At 67.2% G+C, this 22,699-nt stretch carries 21 protein-coding genes; 6 read left to right on the forward strand and 15 right to left on the reverse strand.

Translation table 11 applies throughout. The features are described 5' to 3' along the window. Positions 1-138 precede the first annotated feature (138 nt). The 6 genes from ACZK4H_RS12235 to ACZK4H_RS12260 are packed head-to-tail and all read left to right on the forward strand — an operon-like array spanning position 139 to position 6,289. A complete protein-coding gene (locus tag ACZK4H_RS12235) occupies positions 139-2,124 on the forward strand; it encodes a TonB-dependent receptor plug domain-containing protein (protein ID WP_099553459.1) in 1,986 nt (661 codons plus the stop codon). Positions 2,125-2,126: 2 nt separating this feature from the next. After that, positions 2,127-2,669 (forward strand): DUF2478 domain-containing protein, encoded by a 543-nt coding sequence (locus ACZK4H_RS12240; RefSeq protein ID WP_158230219.1) that lies wholly within the window; start codon positions 2,127-2,129, stop codon positions 2,667-2,669. Continuing rightward, positions 2,666-3,703, forward strand: coding sequence for an ABC transporter substrate-binding protein (locus tag ACZK4H_RS12245; RefSeq protein ID WP_099553454.1), 1,038 nt, complete (start codon positions 2,666-2,668; stop codon positions 3,701-3,703). Before ACZK4H_RS12240 ends, ACZK4H_RS12245 begins: the two co-directional genes overlap by 4 nt. Before the next feature lie 2 nt (positions 3,704-3,705). Beyond that, positions 3,706-4,719, forward strand: a complete 1,014-nt coding sequence (locus ACZK4H_RS12250) for a FecCD family ABC transporter permease (protein ID WP_099553451.1) — start codon at positions 3,706-3,708, stop codon at positions 4,717-4,719. Beyond that, positions 4,716-5,492 (forward strand): ABC transporter ATP-binding protein, encoded by a 777-nt coding sequence (locus tag ACZK4H_RS12255; RefSeq protein ID WP_099553449.1) that lies wholly within the window; start codon positions 4,716-4,718, stop codon positions 5,490-5,492. Before ACZK4H_RS12250 ends, ACZK4H_RS12255 begins: the two co-directional genes overlap by 4 nt. Beyond that, positions 5,489-6,289, forward strand: a complete 801-nt coding sequence (locus ACZK4H_RS12260; protein WP_099553447.1) for a class I SAM-dependent methyltransferase — start codon at positions 5,489-5,491, stop codon at positions 6,287-6,289. The genes ACZK4H_RS12255 and ACZK4H_RS12260 overlap by 4 nt, the downstream gene beginning before the upstream one ends. A gap of 76 nt (positions 6,290-6,365) precedes the next feature. Here ACZK4H_RS12260 and ACZK4H_RS12265 read toward each other — a convergent pair whose 3' ends face one another. The 15 genes from ACZK4H_RS12265 to ACZK4H_RS12335 form a co-directional block, all read right to left on the reverse strand. Continuing rightward, positions 6,366-7,034: a sulfate/molybdate ABC transporter ATP-binding protein gene (locus ACZK4H_RS12265; RefSeq protein ID WP_099553445.1), complete on the reverse strand. Its 669-nt coding sequence runs from the start codon at positions 7,032-7,034 to the stop codon at positions 6,366-6,368. Beyond that, positions 7,024-7,707, reverse strand: a complete 684-nt coding sequence (gene modB, locus ACZK4H_RS12270; protein ID WP_005413347.1) for a molybdate ABC transporter permease subunit — start codon at positions 7,705-7,707, stop codon at positions 7,024-7,026. The genes ACZK4H_RS12265 and modB overlap by 11 nt, the downstream gene beginning before the upstream one ends. Positions 7,708-7,710: 3 nt before the next feature. Beyond that, on the reverse strand, positions 7,711-8,454 hold the full coding sequence (modA, locus tag ACZK4H_RS12275; protein ID WP_099553440.1) for a molybdate ABC transporter substrate-binding protein: 744 nt from the start codon (positions 8,452-8,454) through the stop codon (positions 7,711-7,713). Positions 8,455-8,473: 19 nt separating this feature from the next. Beyond that, positions 8,474-9,250, reverse strand: a complete 777-nt coding sequence (locus ACZK4H_RS12280) for a helix-turn-helix domain-containing protein (RefSeq protein WP_005416832.1) — start codon at positions 9,248-9,250, stop codon at positions 8,474-8,476. Between the two features lie 11 nt (positions 9,251-9,261). After that, positions 9,262-10,476 (reverse strand): oxygen-independent coproporphyrinogen III oxidase, encoded by a 1,215-nt coding sequence (locus ACZK4H_RS12285; RefSeq protein WP_099553438.1) that lies wholly within the window; start codon positions 10,474-10,476, stop codon positions 9,262-9,264. A gap of 142 nt (positions 10,477-10,618) precedes the next feature. Then, on the reverse strand, positions 10,619-11,950 hold the full coding sequence (locus ACZK4H_RS12290) for an MFS transporter (protein ID WP_012480466.1): 1,332 nt from the start codon (positions 11,948-11,950) through the stop codon (positions 10,619-10,621). Positions 11,951-11,973: 23 nt separating this feature from the next. Then, complete coding sequence (locus tag ACZK4H_RS12295; protein WP_099553436.1) at positions 11,974-12,873, reverse strand: peptidylprolyl isomerase; 900 nt, start codon at positions 12,871-12,873, stop codon at positions 11,974-11,976. Between the two features lie 3 nt (positions 12,874-12,876). Continuing rightward, positions 12,877-13,584: a respiratory nitrate reductase subunit gamma gene (narI, locus tag ACZK4H_RS12300; RefSeq protein ID WP_099553434.1), complete on the reverse strand. Its 708-nt coding sequence runs from the start codon at positions 13,582-13,584 to the stop codon at positions 12,877-12,879. Further along, a complete protein-coding gene (gene narJ, locus ACZK4H_RS12305) occupies positions 13,581-14,261 on the reverse strand; it encodes a nitrate reductase molybdenum cofactor assembly chaperone (RefSeq protein WP_099553432.1) in 681 nt (226 codons plus the stop codon). The genes narI and narJ overlap by 4 nt, the downstream gene beginning before the upstream one ends. After that, complete coding sequence (gene narH / locus ACZK4H_RS12310) at positions 14,261-15,805, reverse strand: nitrate reductase subunit beta (protein ID WP_032959969.1); 1,545 nt, start codon at positions 15,803-15,805, stop codon at positions 14,261-14,263. Before narH ends, narJ begins: the two co-directional genes overlap by 1 nt. Continuing rightward, a complete protein-coding gene (locus ACZK4H_RS12315; RefSeq protein ID WP_099553430.1) occupies positions 15,805-19,548 on the reverse strand; it encodes a nitrate reductase subunit alpha in 3,744 nt (1,247 codons plus the stop codon). The genes narH and ACZK4H_RS12315 overlap by 1 nt, the downstream gene beginning before the upstream one ends. 72 nt (positions 19,549-19,620) lie before the next feature. Beyond that, positions 19,621-21,039, reverse strand: coding sequence for a NarK family nitrate/nitrite MFS transporter (locus ACZK4H_RS12320; protein WP_099604052.1), 1,419 nt, complete (start codon positions 21,037-21,039; stop codon positions 19,621-19,623). Between the two features lie 145 nt (positions 21,040-21,184). Further along, positions 21,185-21,550, reverse strand: a complete 366-nt coding sequence (locus ACZK4H_RS12325; RefSeq protein WP_099553426.1) for a DUF7009 family protein — start codon at positions 21,548-21,550, stop codon at positions 21,185-21,187. Further along, positions 21,547-22,089 (reverse strand): molybdenum cofactor guanylyltransferase, encoded by a 543-nt coding sequence (gene mobA / locus ACZK4H_RS12330; RefSeq protein WP_099553424.1) that lies wholly within the window; start codon positions 22,087-22,089, stop codon positions 21,547-21,549. Before mobA ends, ACZK4H_RS12325 begins: the two co-directional genes overlap by 4 nt. A gap of 108 nt (positions 22,090-22,197) precedes the next feature. Then, complete coding sequence (locus ACZK4H_RS12335; RefSeq protein ID WP_049444673.1) at positions 22,198-22,698, reverse strand: molybdenum cofactor biosynthesis protein MoaE; 501 nt, start codon at positions 22,696-22,698, stop codon at positions 22,198-22,200. Position 22,699 lies beyond the last annotated feature (1 nt).

A 22,699-nucleotide genomic window follows, 5' to 3' on the forward strand; every position in this document is an offset into this window, starting at 1 on the left:
TCGCCCCCCTGCACCGGGCTTGATATGGATCAAGGTGGCCGCGCCGGCCAGCAACGAGAATCCCCGGGTCGGTCATCAAGTTGACCCCTGCCAACCGTTATATCATCTTGGATATAACGAACCCGAGGACTCGCGAGGATGCGTACCTGTCGTTTCGTTCTACCCCTGTCCGCCCTGCTGCTCCCGCTTGCCGCCACTGCGGCCGACGCCACCTCGCCGCCCCCGGTGTTCACCCTGGGCACGATCGACGTGCATGCCGAGCGCGGCACCTCGCCCACCGTCGCCGAACGCAGCCTCGATGCCGAACGCATCCAGCAGCTCGACCGCACTACGGTCGGTGATGCGGTCAGCGTATTGCCTGGCGTGAGCCTGGCGCGCAACTCGCGCAACGAGGACATGGTCTACCTGCGCGGCTTCGACGCACGCCAGGTGCCGGTATTCCTCGACGGCATCCCGCTGTACGTGCCCTATGACGGCTACGTGGACTTCGGCCGCTTCACCACCTTCGACCTCGCCGAGATCCAGGTCGCCAGCGGCGGTGCCTCGCTGCTGTACGGGCCGAACATCCTCGGCGGTGCGATCAACCTGATCAGTCGCCGTCCCGAGCGCCCACTGGAAGGCGATGTGCGGCTGGGCATCGCCGATGGCGGCGAGCGCAAGGCGGCGGTCAATATCGGTGGCCGTCGTGGCGACTGGTACTTCCAGCTCGGTGCGTCGATCCTGAAGGCCGATGAGTTCCCGCTGCCGAAAGGCTTCGTCGACTACAAGCGCGTGCCCACCGATACCGGCAAGGACCGCCGCAACGCCTCGCGCGACGACCGTCGCCTGTCGTTCAAGCTGGGCTATACCCCGCGCGAGGGCGACGAGTACGCGATCGGCTACGCGCGCCAGGACGGCGAGAAGGACAACCCGGTCTACACCGGCACCGCGCGCAGCGGCATCCGTTACTGGCGCTGGCCGTGGTGGGACAAGGACAGCCTGTACTTCATCGGCAACACCCGCCTGGGCGAGCACACCACGCTGCGCACCCGCGTCTACCGCGATACCTATGGCAACGGACTGGACGCCTACACCGACGGCACCTACCAGGTGGCGATGGACAACAGCAGCTTCCCCAGCATCTACGATGACCGCACCGTGGGCGGCTCGGTGACCCTGGCCACCACGGCGCTGCCGCGCCAGGAACTGCAGTTCGCGATCCACTACAAGGAAGACCAGCACAGCGAGCGCAACCCGCACTCGCCGACCAAGGACTTCCGGGATGTGACCACGTCCGTGGCGATCGAGGACCGCATCGCGCTGACCGACACCTCGCACCTGCGCGTGGGCATCGGCCATGACCGCCGCGACGCCAAGCGCGTGTACTTCTGGCCGACCGGCAGCACCGATGCCGCCAATGCAGTGCTGGAGTACGTGCAGCAACTGGCGCCGGACCAGCAGTGGTATGCAAGCGCCGCGCGGCGCACGCGTTTCCCGACCATCAAGGATCGCTACTCCGCGCGCATGGGCGCGGCGCTGCCCAACCCGGATCTGAAAGCCGAGCATGCCACCCACCTCGAAGTGGGCCTGCGTGGCCGCTGGTGGGAAGGCGGCCAGCTGCAGGCGGCGCTGTTCCAGAGCCGTATCGATGACCTGATCCAGAACGCGGTGGTGGCCTCGCGCGAATGCGGCGGCAGCACCTGCAACCAGGCGCAGAACATCGGCAAGGCCCGCCACCAGGGTGTCGAACTGGGCCTGCGCCAGCGCATCGGCGACGACTGGGACCTGCAGACCAGCTACACCTGGCTGCGCCGCACCAACCTGGAAGACCGCAGCGTGGCCCTGCTCGACAGCCCGCGCCAACGGCTGTTCATGGCGGTGGGCTGGCAGCTGCTGCCGCAGTTGAAGCTGCAGGCCACGCTGGAAGCCGAACAGGGCCGCAAGGTCAGCTACGCCGATGCGGCACGCCCGGTGCGCGACCTGCCCGGCTATGGCATCACCGGCTTCAAGGCCAGCTGGAGCCCGCGCGAGGCCTGGGATGTCGACCTCGGCGTACGCAACATCGGTGACAAATGGTACGAACTGGCCGACGGCTACCCGATGCCGGGCCGCACCTGGTTCGCCAATGCCAACTGGAGGTTCTGAGCATGAGCGCTATACAGCCGCCGCGCATCGCGGCCATCGTGCATGACCACAGCGGCGAACCCGATGGCTTGCTGGCCGCATTCGCCGCACGCCAGCTGGCCGCCGGCCACCGCGTGCGCGGGCTGGTACACCTGCCACACGAACCCACCGCCAGCGGCAGGAAGCGCATGGCACTGATGGACGTGACCGATCCTGGTTCGCGCTACCCGATCAGCCAGGCGCTGGGCCCGGCCTCCTGCGGCTGCAACCTGGATCCCGGTGGCATCGCCGATGCCAGCGTGGTGCTGCGCCGGGCCTTGCAGGACCATGCCGAGCTCGCCATCGCCAACCGCTTCGGCACGCTGGAATCGGAAGGCGGCGGCATGGCCGATGAGCTGCTGGCGCTGATGCTGGCCGGCATCCCGTTGTTGACCGCGGTGAAGCTGCCCTACCTCGACGCGTGGCGCCAGTTCACCGGCGGCATGGCCATCGAGCTGCCCGCCGAGGACGCGGCGCTGCAGGCCTGGTGGGATGCCTGCCGCAACACACCCGAGGCCGCAGCATGAGGCGGCGCGCCCTGCTGCAGGCGTTCGCACTGGCGCCGCTGCTGGTCGCCAGTGCCGAGCTGCTGGCGATGCCGGCGCAGCGCGTGTTGCGGCTGGGTGCGCCCAAGGCCACGCCCAAGCGCGTGTTCGCGGCTGGTCCGCCGGCTGCGGTACTGCTCGCTGCCGTGGCACCCGAACGCCTGCTGGGCTGGCCGATGAAGGTCTCGCCCGACGCACTGGCGCAGCTGCCGGCAGCTCTGCGCACGTTGCCGGTGGTCGGTCGCCTGGCCGGGCGCGGCAGCACGGTCAGTCTCGAGCGCCTGCTCGCGATGCAGCCAGATCTGGTGCTGGATGCCGGTGATTTCGATGCCAACTACCGCGACTCGGCCGAGCGGGTCTGGAAGCAGACCGCGATTCCCTTCGAACTGATTGCCGGACGCCTGCCCGATCATCCGGCGCAGCTGCGCCACGTTGGCCGGCTGCTGGGTGTTGCCGCACGCGGCGAAGCGCTGGCGCAGGCGGCCGAGGCGCAGCTGGCACTGGTGCGTGAGGTGCTGGCGACGCGTCCCTCTGCGACGCGGCCCACCGTGTACTACGGGCGTGGCAGCGACGGCCTGGAAAGCGGCCTGTCCGGCTCGATCAACACCGAAGTCATCGAATTCTGTGGCGGCCGCAACGTGGCCGCCAGCGCCGGGGCCGGTGGCCTCGCCCGCGTGTCGTTCGAACAATTGCTGGCCTGGGATCCGGACGTGATCCTGACCCAGGATGCCGGCTTCGCCGCGCATGCGGCACAGGATCCGCGCTGGCGCGCCCTGCGTGCCGTGCGCGAGCGTCGCCTGCACTGCGCACCGGTACTGCCGTTTGGATGGCTGGATGGTCCGCCCGGCGTCAACCGCCTGCCTGGTCTGCCGTGGCTGCTGTCCAGGCTGCATCCGGGTGCAGTGCCCGCATTGGCGCCTGCCGCGCTGCGCGCGCGCATCGGTGCGCTGCATCAACTGCTGTGGGGCCAACCCTTGCCCGCCACGCTGGCACACAGCCTGGATGCGAACGCCTGAGCATGCGCACGCTTCCACGTTGGGCCTGGCATGCCGGTGGCTGGAGCCTGCTGCTGGCGATGCTGCTGCTGGCGTTCTCGGTCGGCCAGTTCCCGGTGCGACCGGCGGCGCTGCTGCACGCCATCGGCTGGCAGCTGTTCGGCATCGGCGAACCCAGCCCGCCTGCGGTGCAGGCCGCGCTCTGGCATATCCGCCTGCCGCGCGTGCTGGCCGCCGTGCTGATCGGTGCGGTGCTGTCGGCGGCCGGTGCGGCCTACCAGGCCATGTTCCGCAATCCGCTGGTGTCGCCGGACATCCTCGGCGTCTCCGCCGGTGCCGGCCTTGGCGCTTCGCTGGGCCTGTTCCTCGGCCTGCCGATGCTGCTGGTGCAGGGCATCGCCTTCGCAGGCGGCCTCGGTGCGGTGGGCCTGGTCTGCCTGGTGGCTGCGCTGGTACGGCGGCACGATCCGGTGCTGGTCCTGGTACTGGCCGGCGTCGCAGTGTCCGCGCTGCTCGGTGCCGGCATCTCGCTGCTGAAGCTGCTGGCCGATCCGTACACGCAGCTGCCCTCGATCACTTTCTGGCTGCTGGGCGGCTTGAACGCGGTGGTCATCGACGACCTCAAGGTCACCGCGCCACTGCTGCTGATCGGGCTGTTGCCGCTGGTGCTGCTGCGCTGGCGGGTGAACCTGCTCGGCCTGGGTGATGAAGAGGCCAGCGCGCTGGGCGTGGCGGTCACCCCGCTGCGCTGGACGCTGATTGCCGCCGCCACGCTGTGCACTGCGGCGGCGGTGTCACTGGCCGGCATCATCGGCTGGGTCGGACTGGTGGTTCCGCATATCGCGCGGCTGCTGGTCGGCGCCGACTTCCGCCGCCTGCTGCCGGCCAGCCTGCTGCTCGGCGCCAGCTTCCTGCTCGCCGCCGATACGCTGGCGCGCACCCTGGCGCCAATCGAGCTGCCGCTCGGCATCCTCACTGCGTTCGTCGGTGTGCCGTGCTTTTTGCTGGTACTGGCGCGCAGCGAGCGTCGCCCATGAGCACCGCCACACTGCTGCTGGAAGCACGCAGCCTGGCCATCGGCCATGCCGGCGTGGCACTGGGCGCGCCGTTTGCGCTGTCGGTACAGCCTGGCGAGGTGCTGTGCCTGCTTGGCCCGAACGGCTGTGGCAAGACGACTCTGTTCCGTACACTGCTAGGCCTGCTGCCTGCGGTGCACGGCGAGGTGGACCTGCAGGGCTCGCCGCTACGCGCGCATGATCGCGCCGCCCGCGCCCGCCGTATGGGCTATGTGCCACAGGCCGCGCCGTTGCCCTTCCCCTGGCGCGTGCGCGAGGTGGTCGCCATGGGCCGCGCCGCGCACCTGGGCCTGCTGGCGGCACCGGGTCGCGCTGATGAAGCCATCGCCGATGACTGCCTGCGCGAACTGGGCCTGCAGGCGCTGGCCGACCGCACCGTCACCACGCTCAGCGGTGGTGAGCGCCAACTGGTGCTGATCGCACGCGCACTGGCGCAGCAGGCGCAGTTGCTGATCATGGACGAACCCACCGCCAGCCTCGACTTCGGCAACCAGCTGCGCATCCTCGATACCGTGCGCCGCCTGGCCGATCGTGGCATCGGTGTGCTGCTGTCCACCCATCAACCGCAGCACGCGCTGCAGGTGGCCGACCGCATTGCGTTGATGTCCGCCGGCAGCCTGCAGGCGCTCGGCCCTGCCCGCGAGGTCGCAACGCCCGAACGCCTCGCCACCCTGTATGGCGTCGATGCCGCACGCGTCGCCGCCGCCCTGCCCGCTTCCGGAACTTCTACATGAGTACACCGCTACCGACCCCGATCGACCACAGCGCACGCTATCGCCAACACCTGCAGGCCTGTGGCTTCCAGGCCAAGCCGGCCAGTACCTGGGACGCGCGTGCCGCACAGTCCAGCTGGAAGCGCCGTCACGACGACTACAGCGAGGCGTTCCTCGCCCGGCTTGATCTTTCCGGCGTGGCCACCGTGCTCGACGTGGGCTGCGGCCCCGGGCTGCTGAGCCTGCCGATCGCCACGCAGGTCGGTCATGTGCATGCGCTCGACTACAGCACCGGCATGCTCGACGGCCTGCGTGCCGCCATCGCCCGCGACGGCGTTTCCAACGTCACGCCGTGGGCGCTGTCGTGGACCGACGACTGGCACGACGTGCCGCGCTGTGATCTGGCCATTGCCTCGCGCTCGCTGATGGTGGCGGATCTGGAGGCCGCGCTGCGCAGGCTGGATGCGCACGCCCGCCAGCGTGCCTGCATCACCTTCGCCACCGGTCCTCGGGCCGGCGTGCCGGAGTTGGCCGAGCTGCTTGGCCGTGATTGGGTGCCGATGCCCGACCACCGCTACCCGATCAACATGCTGCTGGACATGGGACGCGAGCCGCAGCTGGACTACCTGCCCGAATCGGTGCGCGACGTCGCGCAGGATGCCGACGGCCTGGTGCGCCAGGCGGTGGAGCTGTTCGGTGCGTTGGATGCGGATGAGGAAGCACGCGTACGTGCATGGCATGCGCGCTCGCCACAGCATCGTTTCGGCATGGCGCCGACGCGGCGCTGGGCGTTCATCCAGTGGGCGACGAACGGCTGAACCGGTAGCGCCGGCCGCGGGCCGGCTGCCCCGGATTCCGTGGTTGCCGGCCAGCGGCCGGCACTACCATCACAGGTCAATTGCCAACGATGCGACCATCCACCACGCGCGCCACCTGCTGCCCAAACACGGCCACATCCTGCGGATCGTGGCTGATCAACAACAGCGGGATACCGGTCTTGTCCAGCACCGTCTCCAGCTCCTGGCGCAGGTGCTGGCGAAGATCATGGTCCAGCGCAGAGAACGGCTCATCCAACAGCAGAGCCTGCGGTTGCGTCACCAGGGCGCGCGCCAGTGCAGTGCGCTGGCGCTGGCCACCGGACACCTGGGAAGGCAGCAGATCGCCCACCGTGTCGATGCGGAATGCGTGCAACCACTGCTCCACCGCATCGAAGCGCTGGCCGATCCGCGGATTCAACCACCCCTTCTCCAGACCGAACGCCACGTTCTGGCGCACGCTCAGGTGCGGAAACAGCGCGTAATCCTGGAACACGTAGCCCAACCGGCGGCGCTGCGGCGGCAGATCCACACCGGTGGCCGCATCGAACAGGGTCTGTCCCTGCAGGCGCACATGGCCCTGGCCCGGCCGCAGCAGGCCGGCCACCGCCTTCAAGGTCAGGCTCTTGCCCGCGCCCGAGGGCCCGAACAGCACCACCTGGCGCTGCGTGCACTGCAGCGATACGTCCAACACGAAATCCTGGCCGGCCGCCTGCAGGCGACGCTGCACCTGCAGGTCAAGCCACATCACGCAGCTCCCGGCGACGTCCGCCCACCAGCCGTGCAGCCAGCAACAGAATCACGATGCAGACCACCGAGGTCAGGATCACCAGCGCATTGGCCTTGCCGTCCTGGCCGGCCTGCACCGCCTCGTAGATGGCGATCGACAACGTCTGCGTTCGGCCCGGAATGCTGCCCGCCACCATCAACGTCGCGCCGAACTCGCCCATCGCGCGTGCGAACGCCAGCAGCAGGCCGGCGAGGATGCCGCGCCAGGCCAGCGGCAACGTGATGCGGAAGAACACCGCTGCTTCGGACACTCCAAGCGTACGCGCGGCCTGCTCCAGCTGACCGTCCACTTCCTCGAACGCCGCGCGTGCCGGCTTGAACACGAGCGGCAGCGAAGCCACCGCCGCGGCGATCACCGCCGCCTGCCAGGTGAACACCAGGTTGATGCCGAACCAGGACTGCAGCCACGCGCCGATCGGGCCGTTGCGACCGATCAGCACCAGCAGGTAATAGCCCAGCACCGTCGGTGGCAGCACCATCGGCAGGGTCAGCAGCGAATCCAGCAACTCACGGCCGGGAAAGCGCCGCCGCGCCAGCAGCGCGCCCAGTGCCACGCCCAGCACCAGATTGATCGCGGTGGCCCAGCCGGCCACCTTCAGCGACAACCACAGTGCGCTCCAGTCGAGATCCATGCCTCAGGGCTTGCCGAACCCGTGCTTGGCCAGGATCGCCTGGCCCTGTGCCGAACGCACGAAGGCGGTGAATCGCTTTGCTTCGCCGGGCTGCGCGCTGGCCTTGGTCACCGCCAGCGGATACGCAATGCGCCCCGCCACCGGCACCGCGAAGGCACGGCGCACCCGGTCGGGCATCGCCTGTGCATCGGTGGCATAGACGAAGCCGGCGTCCACTTCGCCGCGCGCCACGTAATCCAGCGACTGGCGCACGTTCTGGGTGGTGATGGTCTTGCCCTGCACCGACGGCCACAGGCCCGCTGCTTCCAGCGCGCCCTTGGCATAGCGGCCGACCGGCACGCTGTCCGGGTTGCCCAGTGCGATGCGTTGCACGCCTGCACCGGCCAGGTCCTTCAAGGTACGTGGCGCAGCCTTGGCCTGCGGCGGCACCACCACCCACAGCGCATTCACTGCGAACACCTCGCGGGTACCGGCCGCCAGCAGGTCCTGCTGCTGGGCCTGGTCCATCGTGGCTTCGTCGGCCGACGCGAACACATCCACCGGCGCGCCGCGGCTGATCTGCTGCAGCAGTACGCCGGACGCGGCGAAGTTGAAGTCGACCTTGGTCCCCGGGTGCGCCTTCTCATAGGCGGCGCCCAGTTCGCGGAAGCTCTCGGTCAGGCTCGATGCCGCCGACACCGTCAGGTCGGCCGCCCACGCCGGCACCGTGGCCAGCAGTCCCAGCAACAACAGTCCAGCTCGCTTCATCGTCGGCTCCCGGCCAGGTTCAGTTCGGATCGGATTCGTCGGCCACCGCCAGCGCCGCCAGGCGCTCGGGCTGCAGCAGCAGGATCTCACGCTGCTTCACCGCGATGATTCCATCATCGCTCAGGCGACGCAGCACGCGGCTGGCGGTTTCCGGCGCCATCCGCAGGTAATTGGCGATCTCGGTACGCGCCATCGTCAGGTTGAAGCGCGTGGCGGAAAAACCACGCCGCGCGTAACGCTCGGACATGTCCAGCAGGAACGCGGCCATGCGCTCTTCAGTACGGTGGTTGGCGGCCAGGGTAGCGACCTTGCCGATCTCCGCACTGAGCAGGCTGAACAGCTTGGCCTGCAGCCCCGGCATGCGCGTGGCCAGCGAGCTCAGCTTGGGGAACGAGATGCGGCACAGGTGCACCGTATCCAGCGCCACCGCATTGCAGGGGAAGCGCGAACCGTGGATCGCATTCAGGCCGATCACTTCGCCCGGCAGGCTGAAGCCCAGCACCTGCTCGTTGCCCTGGCTGTCATCGACGAAGGTCTTGACCATGCCCGCGCGCACCGCAGCAATCGAATCGAACGATTCGCCGGCGCGGAAGATGTAGTCACCTGCATGGAACGGACCGACATGGTCGACCAGCACGTGCAGATCACCCAGTGCGGTCTTGTCGTAGCCCTGCGACATGCACGCGTCGGAAAACGCGCAGGTGCTGCAGAAGTGCAGCGCATCGCCGTCATCGGCGGCGGCGGGGTTCGGTGTGGCCTGGCCGAGGCGGCCGTGCGAAGGCGGATTCGAAGACATCGGGGCAAGACTCAAGCGATGGCGGCCGCCGGCCGGAAGCATGCGGCCATCATACGCCACAGCAGCCGCCCTTCTTCGGCCAGCTGCAGTACGCGCCCATCCCAGTGTGCCCAGCCGCGCGCCAGCAACGGTGCCAATGCCGGCAGCTGCTCGGCGAAGCATTCTTCGAACGGTTCATCGTTGCGCCATTCGAAGGCAGCCGCATCGAGCGCGTGATCGCAGGCGATGCTCTGCGCCACCTCGGCCGCCAGTCGCTCGTCTTCGGACAGGATCAATCCGGCAGACACGCCCATGTGCCCGGCCTGCAGCCGCGCACGCCATTCGCCCAGTTCGTCCTCCAGGCGGTAGAACACCTCGCCGATCTGGCTGCAGGCGGACAGGCCAAGCCCGATGAAATCGCTGCGGTCGCGGCGTGGCGCGCCGGCCAGGTCACAATGACGCTGGCCATCGCCCGGGCCATGCGGGTTGGGCAGGTCGCCGCGCTGATAGTGATCGCCACCGATCGGCTCGTAACCTGCTGCGCGCAGCAGGCGCCAGCTCTGCAGCCATCGTGCGGCCGAAGGATGTTCCGGCAGTGCACACGGCGCCGGCAACAGGATGCGCTCGGGCGCTTCGGCCAGCACCTCATGCAGTCGTTCGATGAAGCCGGTGTCCTCGCTGCCGGGCACCCGCAACTGGTAGTAGCGCGCGGTAAAGCCGACCTGTCGCGCCTGCGCCAGCAGGGTCGGCCCGGGTGCATCGGCGCGATCGATCACGTTCAAACGGGTGCAGCCCAACGCACGCAGCTGCGCCGGTGACAGCGCACTACCCGCGTCCAGACGCACCTCCACCTGTGGCCGCGCCACCGTGCGCAGGTGCTGCGGCACCGCATCCAGCAGCTGGCCCAGCTGCGGCGGCGGCAGCGTCTCGGCCAGCCCCAGCTGCAGTACCATCGCCACTACCTCGCGATCTTCAGCCAGCGCGCCGGCCTGCAGGCGCAGGGCCAGCAGCAGGGTGTCCAGATACGCCTGCGCTGGCGCATCGCGTCCACCACGACCAACCTGGAAGCCGAGCGTCAAGCCACGCGGGATCAGGTGCTCGTTGCTGGCGCGCACGGCGCCGCGCCACCCGCTTTCGCCAAAGCCGGTACTGAACTGGTCAGCCGGCGGAAACAGCACGTGCCCGGGCTGCCGCAGCAATGCCGCCTGCAGCGCAGTGTCCTCGCTCTCGTCAACGTGGAAGCTCATGGCAGACATCTTCGGGCGTTCCTCTTCGCGTGGCCCTGATTGAAATCAAGCGTGGCGCATCTGATGGTTCCTGCCGGCCAGCGGCCGGCACTACCCTTTCATCCACCACTCGGTAGTACCGGCCGTTGGCCGGCAGCACCCTTCACCCGCCACGCACCCGCTCGGCGGCAGCCGCATCGATGGCTTCGGGCAGATCGGTTTCGCGGTCGATCTGCGGGAAGTGGCGACGTTCCATGCGACGGATCGCGAAGTGCATCCATGCCAGCGCAGCCGCCACCAGCACGAACAGCAGCATGAAGCAGCTGCTCCAGATGCCCACTGCATCGTTCAACGCGCCGAACACGATCGGCAGGATGAAGCCACCCAGGCCACCGATCATGCCGACCACGCCGCCCACGGCACCCACGTGCTTCGGGTAGTACACCGGAATGTGCTTGTAGACCGCGGCCTTGCCCAGCGACATGAAGAAGCCAAGCACGAACACCAGCACGGTGAACATCACCACGCCGATGGCCAGATGGAAGTGGATCGGGCCATGGATACCCTTCACCACATACTCGGTATCCGGGTAGGCCAGCAGGAAGGTGCAGATGGCCGACACGCCGAAGGTCCAGTACATCACCCGGCGCGCGCCCATCCGGTCCGACATCCAGCCACCCACCACCCGGAACAGGCTGGCCGGGATCGAATAGCACGCCGCCAGCATGCCGGCATGGCCCACGTCCATGCCATAGGCGCCCACCAGGTAGTGCGGCAGCCACAACGCCAGCGCCACGAAGCCGCCAAACACGAAGAAGTAGTACAGCGAGAACCGCCAGACCTGCAGGTTCTTCAGCGGTGCCATCTGCTCGGCAAACGGCACCGGCTTCACGCCTTCGCGGCGGCGCTGCTCCAGCGACGGATCTTCCTTGCTGAAGAGGAAGAACAGCACCGCAGTGACAGCCAGCGCAACGGCCCAGACCTTGGCAACCATGGTCCAGCCGGCCGCCACCATCACCAGCGGCGCCAGCAGCTTGGTCACCGCCGAGCCGATGTTGCCGGCACCGAAGATGCCCAGTGCGGTGCCCTGCTTGCTGGCCGGGAACCACTTCGACACGTAGGCCACGCCCACCGAGAAGTTGCCGCCGGCGATGCCCACGCACAGCGCGGCAATCAGGAACTGGGTGTAGGTCTGCGCATAGGTCAGCATCCAGGTGGCCACTGCGCCACACAGCATCACCAGCACCATCACCTTGCGGCCACCGAACTGGTCGGACCAGATGCCGAGGAAGACGCGGCTGACCGAACCGGTCAGCACCGGCGTGGCGATCAACAGGCCGAACTGAGTGTCATTCAAGCCGAGCTGTTGACTGATCTGGATGCCGATGATCGAAAAGATCATCCACACCGCAAAGCACACGGTGAAGGCGAACGTGCTCAGCCACAGCGCACGTTGCTGCTGCCCGGCGCTGGCGGGGGCAAGGGCCTGGTTCATGAATTTTCCTCGTTCAAGGGGGTTCAGCCGATATCCGCTTCGGCTTCGATCTCATCCAGCCCGCGCACCGGGTAGCGCTCCTGCAGCTGCAGCAGGTAGGCCTGCACCTCGCGCTGCCGCACCTGCAATTCCAGGTAGTCACGCAGCTGCGGCAACACGGCCTCGAACGGCTGCGGCTGGCCTTCCTCGCGGGCATCGACGCAGACCACGTGGTAGCCCCAGCGCGATTCCACCGGGAAGCCGGCCAGGCCCTCGCGCAGGCGGAACACCTGTCGGTCGAACTCCGGCGTGGTCTGCCCACGCTGCAGCCAGCCCAGGTCACCGCCTTCGCTGCTGGATGGGCAGCGTGAATGGCGCAGGGCGAAATCGGCGAACAGGTGCGGCGACTCCTTCAGCAGCCCGACCAGCCGCTCACCCTCGGTACGTGCGGCGAAGCGCCCGGCCACGTCGTCGGCCGGCGCGGCCAGCAGGATATGGCGCAGACGCACGCGGTCGGGAGAGCGGAAGCGCTCCGGGTTCTGCTCGAAGTAGCGGCGGCAGTCTTCATCGGTCGGCACGCGGTCTTCGATCGCGTCTTCCAGCAGCTGCTGGATCAGCACTTCCTCGTCGCTTACCCGGTTGCCGTCCGGCGCCTGCAGCCCAAGCCGCTGCGCTTCCAGGCGCAGCAGCTCGCGTACCACCAGTGCACGTGCCGCCTCGGCCCGTGACTGTTCCGGGCGCATCGCCCGGTGGTGCTGCATCTCGCGGGCGATGTCAGCCTCGCTGATCGCGGTCTCGTCCACGAACAGCCGGCAGGGTGCCGGCTGACCGAGCGAGCGTGGCCCCTGCGCTGCCGCGTCATGGTGATGCGAATGCGCCTCGGCGGGAACCGGTGCGGCGGAGTCGATCACGGTGATCGGCAGGAATTTCGGCAGGCTGCCCATGGTTTACTCCCGCGGACCGTAGCGCAGCGTGGCCTGGCGGCGGCGCACCACCTGGTAGGGCCGCCACAGGTAGCTGATCGGAATGCTCCACACGTGCACCAGGCGGGTGAACGGCGCGATCAGGAACAGGGTCAGGCCCAGGAAGATATGCATCTTGTAGACCCAGCTGACGCCCTCGATGTAGTCAGCGGCACCGGCGCGGAAGGTCACGATGTGCTGCGCCCACTCGGCCAGCTGCACCATCACCCCGCCGTCCAGGTGGCCGGACGAGACGCGGATGCTGTACAGGCCCAGGCACAGCTGGGCGAACAGCAGCACCAGCACCAGGGTGTCACCGAAGCTGCCGGTAGCCCGCACGCGCGCGTTGAACAGGCGACGTACCAGCAGGATGCTGATGCCGATGAAGCACAGTGCGCCGAACACACCGCCGACCACCATCGCCAGCATCTGCTTCTGCGACGAGGTGATGAAGTGCTCGTACACCGCGTGCGGAGTCAGCAGGCCGACCAGGTGGCCACCGAGGATGGCCAGGATGCCGATGTGGAAGCAGTTGCTGCCGATCCGCATGCCCTTGTCCGACAGCATCTGGCTGGAGCCGGTGCGCCAGGTGTACATGGCCTTGTCATAGCGGGCCCAGCTGCCGATCAGCAGCACCGCCACGGCGATGTACGGGTAGTACTGGAAGGCGAATTGATGCAGGGAGTAACTCATGGCTGGACCTCTCGATGCGAAGGACGGGCCGGCGAACGCACGGGCGGCTTGCAGTCTTCGGCGGGGGCTTCGGCGCCGAAGCGCACCGCCTCCTCCTCCCACAAACGGTCCATGGCCTCGGCGGTATCGTCGCGGACTTCTTCGCTGGCACGCTGGCGCAGCGCATGCAGATCGGCCTTGCCGTCACCGGCTTCGACCAGAATCTCGAACAGCACCCGGTGCGGCAGCTCACGCTCGGCCGCACGTGCCGCCAGCATCCCGGCGATGTGGCCGATGTGGTGCAGCCACTCGCGGGCCTCGCTGCCGGGGCGATGGGCCAGGAACTCCAGTAGCAGCGGCAGGTAATCCGGCAGCTCGCGTGCATCCAGCTCGAAGCCGTTGCGGCGGTAGGTTTCGACCAGATCGACCATGGCCTGGCCACGGTCGCGCGACTCGCCATGGATGTGCTCGAACAGCAGCAGGCTCATCGAGCGGCCGCGGTCGAAACTGGCCAGCCATGCGGCCTGTGCGTCCAGCGCGTCGGTGGCCAGCAGCTGCTGCACGAAACTGCGCAGCTGCTGGCGGCGGGCGGCGTTCAGCGCCGGGTCGTCACAGGCGGCGAGCAGTTCCTCGCCGTGCTCCCACAGTTCTTCGCGGGGGTAGTCCAGCAACACCCCGACCAGCTTGAGCACGCTCATCACACCACCTCCTTGCGGCGGTGGTTCGGACCCTTGTCCACCACGAAAGTGGTGGTCTTGCGCTGGCCGAACAGGTCGGCCGGGCTGTCACCATTGCAGCCGTTGCCGAAGGTGAAGCCGCAGCCGCCGCGCTCGCCGAAGGCATCGTTGGCGTACTCGCGGTGGCCGGTCGGAATCACGAAACGGTCCTCGTAGTTGGCGATAGCCAGGTAGCGGTACATCTCTTCCACCTGGGCGATGCTCAGCCCGGTCTGTTCCAGCACCGCGGTGTCTTCCACGCCGTCCACGTTCTTGGCCCGACGCCAGGCGCGCATGGCCATCAGCCGCTCCAGCGCGCGCACCACCGGCGCCTCGTCACCGGCCGTCAGCAGGTTGGCCAGATAGCGCATCGGAATGCGCAGCGAAGCGACGTCCGGCAGCTCGCCGCTCATGCCCACGCGGCCACGCTCGGCAGCGGACTGGATCGGCGACAGCGGCGGCACGTACCAGACCATCGGCAGCGTGCGGTATTCCGGGTGCAGCGGCAGCGCCAGCTTCCAGTCGATCGCCAGCTTGTACACCGGCGACTGCTTGGCCGACTCCAGCCAGCTGTCCGGGATCCCCTCCTTGCGCGCGGCGGCGATCACCGCCGGGTCGTTCGGGTCCAGGAAGATGTCCAGGTGGGCCTGGTACAGGTCCTTCTCGGCGGCCACCGAAGCGGCCTCGGCGATGCGGTCGGCGTCGTACAGCATCACCCCCAGGTAGCGGATGCGGCCCACGCAGGTTTCCGAGCACACGGTCGGCTCACCCATCTCGATGCGCGGGTAGCAGAAGATGCACTTCTCCGACTTGCCGCTCTTCCAGTTGTAGTAGATCTTCTTGTACGGGCAGGCCGAAACGCACATGCGCCAGCCGCGGCACTTGTCCTGGTCGATCAGCACGATGCCGTCTTCCTCGCGCTTGTAGATCGCGCCCGAGGGGCACGCCGACACGCACGCCGGATTCAGGCAGTGCTCGCACAGGCGCGGCAGGTACATCATGAAAGTCTTCTCGAAGGCGCCGTAGATCTCCTTCTGCACCTGGTCGAAGTTGTAGTCGCGCGAGCGCTTGCTGAACTCCGAACCGAGGATTTCCTCCCAGTTCGGGCCCCACTCGATCTTCTGCATGCGCTCGCCACTGATCAGCGAACGCGGCCGCGCGGTGGGCTGGTGCTGGCTGTCCTTGGCGGTGTGCAGGTTCTGGTAGTCGAAATCGAATGGCTCGTAGTAGTCGTCGATCTGCGGCAGGTCCGGGTTGGCGAAGATCTTGGCCAGCATGCGCCAGCGGCCACCGGCACGCGGCACCAGCTTGCCGGCGCGGGTACGCACCCAGCCGCCGTTCCACTTGTCCTGGTTCTCCCATTCCTTCGGGTAGCCAATGCCCGGCTTGGTTTCCACGTTGTTGAACCAGGCGTACTCGACGCCCTCGCGCGAAGTCCAGACGTTCTTGCAGGTGATCGAGCAGGTATGGCAGCCGATGCACTTGTCCAGGTTCAGCACCATCGCGATCTGTGCGCGGACCTTCATCACACCACCTCCTTGGCGGCGGCCGGCACGGCCTCGCCATCTAGCCAATCCACCTTGTCCATCTTGCGCACGATCACGAATTCATCGCGGTTGGTGCCGCAGGTGCCGTAGTAGTTGAAGCCATAGGCCAGCTGCGCGTAGCCGCCGATCATGTGTGTGGGTTTGAGCACGATGCGGGTCACCGAGTTGTGGATGCCGCCGCGGGTGCCGGAGATCTCCGAGCCCGGCACGTTGATGATGCGTTCCTGAGCGTGGTACATCATCGCCATGCCCGGCATCACGCGCTGGCTGACCACCGCACGGGCGGCGATCGCACCGTTGACGTTGAACAGCTCGATCCAGTCGTTGTCGACGATGCCGGCGCTGCGCGCGTCGTCCTCGCTGATCCACACGATCGGGCCACCGCGCGACAGCGTCTGCATGATCAGGTTGTCGCTGTAGGTGCTGTGGATGCCCCACTTCTGGTGCGGGGTGATCCAGTTCAGCACGATCTCCTTGTTGCCGTTCGGGCGCTGGTTCAGCAGCGGCTCCACCGTGCGCGTGTTGACCGGCGGCCGGTAGCTCATGAACGCCTCGCCGAAATCGATCATCCACTCATGGTCCTGGTAGAACTGCTGGCGACCGGTCACCGTGCGCCACGGAATCAGCTCGTGCACATTGGTATAGCCAGCGTTGTAGCTGACGTTGTCGTCTTCCAGGCCCGACCAGATCGGCGAGGAAATGATCTTGCGCGGCTGTGCCTGGATGTCACGGAAGCGGATCGCCTCGTGCTCCTTGCCCACGGCCAGGTGGGTGTGCTCGCGGCCGGTGAAGGTGCCCAGCGATTCCCAGGCCTTCACCGCCACGTGGCCGTTGGTTTCCGGCGCCAGGTGCAGGATCACTTCGGCTGCGTCGATCGCGGTCGAGATGGCCGGGCGGCCTTGGCTTACGCCTTCTTCGTGCACGGTGTGGTTCAACTTGCCGAGGAACTCGACCTCGTGCTTCGTGTCCCAGCTCATTCCCTTGCCGCCGTTACCCTGCTTGTCCAGCAGTGGGCCGAGCGAGGTGAACTTGCGATACAGGTTCGGGTAGTCACGCTCCACCACCGTCATCGACGGCATGGTCTGGCCCGGAATGGCCTCGCACTCACCCTTCTTCCAGTCGGCCACGCCGAACGGCATGCCCAGTTCGTTGGGGGTGTCGTGCAGGGTCGGCACCAGCACCAGATCCTTCTCCACACCCAGCACGCCCGGCGCCATCTCGCTCACGGTGCGGGCCACCTCCTTGAAGATGTCCCAGTCGCTGCGCGATTCCCACGCGGGGTCCACCGCCTTCGACAGCGGGTGGATGAACGGGTGCATGTCCGAGGTGTTGAGGTCGTCCTTCTCGTACCAGGTGGCGGTCGGCAGCACGATGTCCGAGTACAGCGCGGTGGTGCACATGCGGAAGTCGAGCGTGACCAGCAGGTCCAGCTTGCCTTCCGGCGCCTCGTCGCGCCACTTCACCTCCTGCGGCTTCACTGCGCCCATTTCGCCCAGGTCCTTGCCCTGCAGGCCGTGGCGCGTACCCAGCAGGTGCCGCAGCATGTATTCGTGGCCCTTGCCCGACGAACCGAGCAGGTTCGAGCGCCAGATGAACATCATGCGCGGGTGGTTCTGGCTGGCGTCCGGGTCGGCGAAGGCGAAGTCCAGCGAGCCGTCCTTGAACTTGCCCAGCGCGTAGTCGGCCGGGGCTACGCCGGCCGCTTCGGCCTCGCGTACCAGCTGCAGCGGGTTGCGGTCCAGCTGCGGGGTGCTCGGCAGCCAGCCCATGCGCACCGCGCGCAGGTTCAGGTCGGCCAGGCTGCCGCCGTACTTGCTGGCATCGGCAAGCGGCGACAGCAGCTCGTCCACCTGCAGCTTCTCGTAGCGCCACTGCCCGGTGTTGAAGTAGAAGAACGAGGTGCCGTTCATGTGGCGCGGCGGCTTGCTCCAGTCCAGGCCGAACGCGAGCGGCTGCCAGCCGGTCTGCGGGCGCAGCTTTTCCTGGCCCACGTAATGCGCCCAGCCGCCACCGGTCTGGCCCACGCAGCCGCACATGATCAGCATGTTGATCAGGCCGCGGTAGTTCATGTCGTTGTGGAACCAGTGGTTCATGCCCGCGCCGACGATGATCATTGATCGGCCGTGGGTCTTGTCGGCGGTACGCGCGAACTCGCGGGCGATCTCGATCACCTCGGCGCGCGACACGCCGGTGATGCGCTCCTGCCACGCCGGCGTGCCCGGCACCATGTCATCGAAGCTCGATGCCACGTTGCCGCCGCCAAAGCCACGGTCAACGCCATACTGGGCCAGCAGCAGGTCGTAGACCGTGGCCACCAGCGTCTCGCCGCCATCGGCCGTGGCCAGCCGGCGCACCGGAATGTTGCGGTCCAGTACTTCTTCGGCCGGCGCAGCGGTCCAGCCATCGCTTTCAATGCCGCCGAAGTACGGGAAGCTCACCGCCTCGATGCCGTCGTTGGTGTCGGACAAGCTCAGGCGCAGGCGTGTGTCGGCGCCATTGCTGGCCTTTTCTTCGATGTTCCAGCGGCCCTTCTCACCCCAGCGGAAACCGATCGAGCCGTTGGGCACCACGATCTGGCCACTGTTCTCGTCGTAGGCCAGGGTCTTCCAGTCCGGGTTGTTGGCTTCACCCAGCCCGCCCAGCTCACTGGCACGCAGGAAGCGGCCCGCCACCAGGCGGCCATCGTCGCGGCGCTCCAGACGCACCAGCATCGGCATGTCCGAGTACTGGCGGCAGTAGTCCTGGAAATACTGCGAGGGCGAATCGACATGGAACTCGCGCAGGATCACATGGCCGAAGGCAAAGGCCAGCGCCGCGTCGGTGCCCTGCTTGGGGTGCAGCCAGTGGTCGGTCAGCTTGGCCAGCTCGGAATAGTCCGGGCAGATCGCCACCGTCTTGGTGCCGTTGTAGCGCGCCTCGGTGAAGAAGTGCGCATCGGGCGTACGCGTCTGCGGCACGTTCGAGCCCCAGGCGATGATGTAGCGACTGTTGTACCAGTCGGCCGATTCGGGCACGTCGGTCTGCTCGCCCCAGATCTGCGGCGAGGCCGGCGGCAGGTCGCAGTACCAGTCGTAGAAAGACAGGCAGGCGCCACCCAGCAGCGACAGGTATCGCGCACCGGCAGCGTAGGACACCATCGACATCGCCGGAATCGGCGAGAACCCGACCACGCGGTCCGGGCCGTACTGCTTCACCGTATACAGGTTGGAGCCGGCGATGATCTCGTTGGCCTCTTCCCATTGCAGGCGCACGAAGCCGCCCATGCCGCGGCGGGTCTTGTACGAGCGTGCCTTCTCCTTGTCCTCCACGATGCTTGCCCAGGCATCAACCGGGGCCTTGCTCTTGCGTGCTTCGCGCCACAGGCGCAGCAGCGTGCCGCGGATCAGCGGGTACTTCAGCCGGTTGGCGCTGTACAGGTACCAGGAATAGCTGGCGCCACGCGGGCAGCCACGCGGTTCATGGTTGGGCAGGTCCGGGCGCGTGCGCGGGTAGTCGGTCTGCTGGGTTTCCCAGGTGACCAGGCCGTTCTTGACGTAGATCTTCCAGCTGCAGGAGCCGGTGCAGTTCACGCCATGGGTGGACCGCACGATCTTGTCGTACTGCCAGCGGGCGCGGTAACTGTTTTCCCAGTCGCGGCCCTCGCTCTTGGCAAAACCATGGCCATCGGCAAAGGTCTGGGGGTCACGCTTGAAGAACTGCAAGCGATCGAGGAAATAACTCATCGGGGGTCTCCCTTTGCGGACATCGGCATCGTGGCTGTGTGTGTCATCTGGCTGCGGTGCGTTTTCATGTCGTCAGCAGGGTGTCTCGGCACCGCGCCGGTAGTACCACCACCAGGTCACGGCCAGGCAGGTGACATAGAAAACAACGAATCCGTACAGCGCCATGTCGGGGCTGCCGGTCAACGTAATGGACGAGCCGTAGCTCTTGGGAATGAAGAAACCGCCGTAGGCACCGATCGCACCGGAGAAACCGACCACTGCGGCCGACTCGATGCTGGCCTGGTGTGCGGCCGTGGCCTTGCCCTCGGCGTTGTCGTTGGCCGACCAGCGCTCATGCAGGGTGCGGAAGATCACCGGGATCATGCGGAAGGTGGTGCCGTTGCCGATGCCACTGAGCACGAACAGCGCCATGAAGCTGAGCAGGAAGCCGTAGAAGTTGCCACCCTGGCCATCGCTGGGCAGGAAGTGCAGCACGCCGAACACTGCCGCGATCATCAGCGCGAACACCCAGAAGGTCAGGCGTGCGCCACCCCAGCGATCGGCCATGCTGCCACCCACCGAACGCATCAGTGCGCCCAGCAGTGGGCCGATGAAGGCGTAGGCCAGCGGGTTCACGTCCGGGAACTGGCTCTTCACCAGCATCGGGAAGCCGGCCGAGAAACCGATGTAGGAACCGAAGGTGCCGATGTACAACCAGCACATCAGCCAGTTGTGCTTGCGGCGGAAGATCACCGCCTGCTCGGAGAACGAGGAGCGGGCGCTGGTCAGGTCGTTCATGCCGAACCAGGCCGCGATGGCGCACAGCGCGATGGCCGGCACCCAGATGAAGCCGGCGTTCTGCAGGAACAGCGGCGCCCCACCCTCCACCGCGGGCTGCGGTGCACCACCCAGCGCACCGAACACGCCCACGGTGATGACCAGCGGAATCACCGCCTGCGCCACCGACACGCCCACATTGCCCAGGCCGGCGTTCAGGCCCAGCGCCAGGCCCTGCTTCTGCTTGGGGTAGAAGAAGGAGATGTTGGACATCGACGACGAGAAGTTCGCGCCACCGAAACCACACAGGATCGAGATGGCCACGAACACCCAGTACGGCGTGGCCGGGTCCTGCACCGCAAAGCCGAGCCAGAGCGTCGGCGCCAGCAGCGACGCGGTGGACAGCGCGGTCCAGCGGCGGCCGCCGAAGATCGGAATCACGAACGAATAGAAGATGCGCAGGGTCGCGCCGGACAGGCTGGGCAGCGCCACCAGCCAGAACAGCTGGTCGGTACTGAAGTTGAAGCCGATCTTCGGCAGGCTGATCGACACCGCCGAGAACAGTACCCAGACCGAGAAGGCCAGCAGCAGCGAGGGGATCGAGATGACCAGGTTGCGGGTGGCGACCCGCTTGCCGGTGCGCTCCCAATAGCCGGGGTCCTCCGGCGTCCAGTCGCTGATGACGCGACCCGGACTGGCAGTGCTGCGGACAACAGGATCGCTACCGACGGTCATACATGGCTCCAAGGCTGTGGAATGACGTGGGTACTGCGTTTCAAGTTGTAACCCGTCGTCATGCAGCCATTAGGCCGTGCAGCACGGACGACGGGGTTGATCTGGATCAATCAGGGGCCGGTTTCCACCCTGCCCCTGACAAATGTCAAACCGATGAAGCGGTGCTGCGGCGGGTCACCCCGCGCTGGCGCACGCTGTCGCGCACGTCCACATCGAACTGCAGCTGAAGCTGGCTGCCATCTTCCAGGGCAATGTCGAATGGCAGGCCATCCCGGCACGGCAGCCGCGCCGCCAAGGCCTCGACTGCCGAGCGCGGCAGTACCAGGCGGCAGAAGGTGCCTCCGTCGAGCAGTACCGGTTGATCGCCGGCATGCAGCGACACCGCCATGCCCCAGCCTTCGATACCGCCGAAGCGGGTCATGTTCTCGACCGATTCACCGGCCAGCAGGCGCGCCAGCTCGGCCTCGTCCAGGCGAAGCCGTACCGATTGGTCCTGCAACTGCACTTTCATGACGCAACATCCTCCCATTGTTCGGGGGTATTGCAGTTGACCAGCCCGGCCTCGTCAACCGGCACCAGCGCCACGGTGTTCACGCCAAGACGACGCTGCAGGGCCTGCAGCGAGCGCGGGCCGTCCGGGTCATCCAGCATCGATCCAAGTACATTGCGACAAGCATCGTCTATATCCACCAGCATGGGCAGGGGGTGGCCCGCAAAGATCGTGCATGGACCGCGATGGCCGTCACGCAATTGCTCCAGCAATCGCGGCGGCAGCAGCGGCGTATCCACCGGCACCACCCAGGCAGGGCCATCGGGCATGCGCATCGCCACACTGTAGAGCCCGCCCAGCGGCCCGCAACGTGCCACGCGGTCCGGCACGCCGCCGAATGCCGGGTAATTTCCGCTGACCCAGACCTCGCGTGCGCCGGCCTGCATCAACAGGCCCCGCATGTGTTCCAGCAGGGTTCGACCCTGCCACGGCAGCAGTGCCTTGTCGCGGCCCATCCGGGTGGACAGGCCACCGGCCAGCACGATGCCGTTGATGCTCATCGCAGTAGAGCCACGCCATGCGTGGCTGCGCCGGCCGGATGCGTGGGAAAGGCCTCATCCACGCATGGCGTGGATCTACTGAACCCCGCGCCCCCCTGAAGGGCGGGGTCAATGCTGGTGATCGTGCGCATGGTCATGGGCATGAGCGGGTTCGCTGTCCGCATGGCACAGGCTGCAACCCTCGCTCCACTCGCTGTCGCCGTCCTCGTAATGCTCCTGCTTCCAGATCGGGCACTGGTGTTTCACCACCTCGATCAACTGCCGGCACGCGCGGAACGCTTCGTCGCGGTGCGGGCTGCCGGCGGCCACCACCACCGCCACATCGCCGATGCCCAACCGGCCCTTGGCGTGGGCCACATACAGCTTCAGCTTCGGACCGAACGTCGCCTCGACCTCGGCGGCCAGGCGCTTGAACTCGTTCAGCACCAGCGGCTCGAACAGGTCGTAGGTGATCCCGGTCACCGGCCGGCCGATGTTGACGTCACGCACCTTGCCGATGAACACGTCGATGCCGCCGAAGCCCGGATCGGAGACCGCAGCAATGCCCTCGGCCGGATCGATCGCCGCCTGCGCGCGGTCCACCACCTTTGCGATGATCTTCTCGCTCATC

The organism is Stenotrophomonas sp. 78350_Sma (assembly GCF_056482105.1).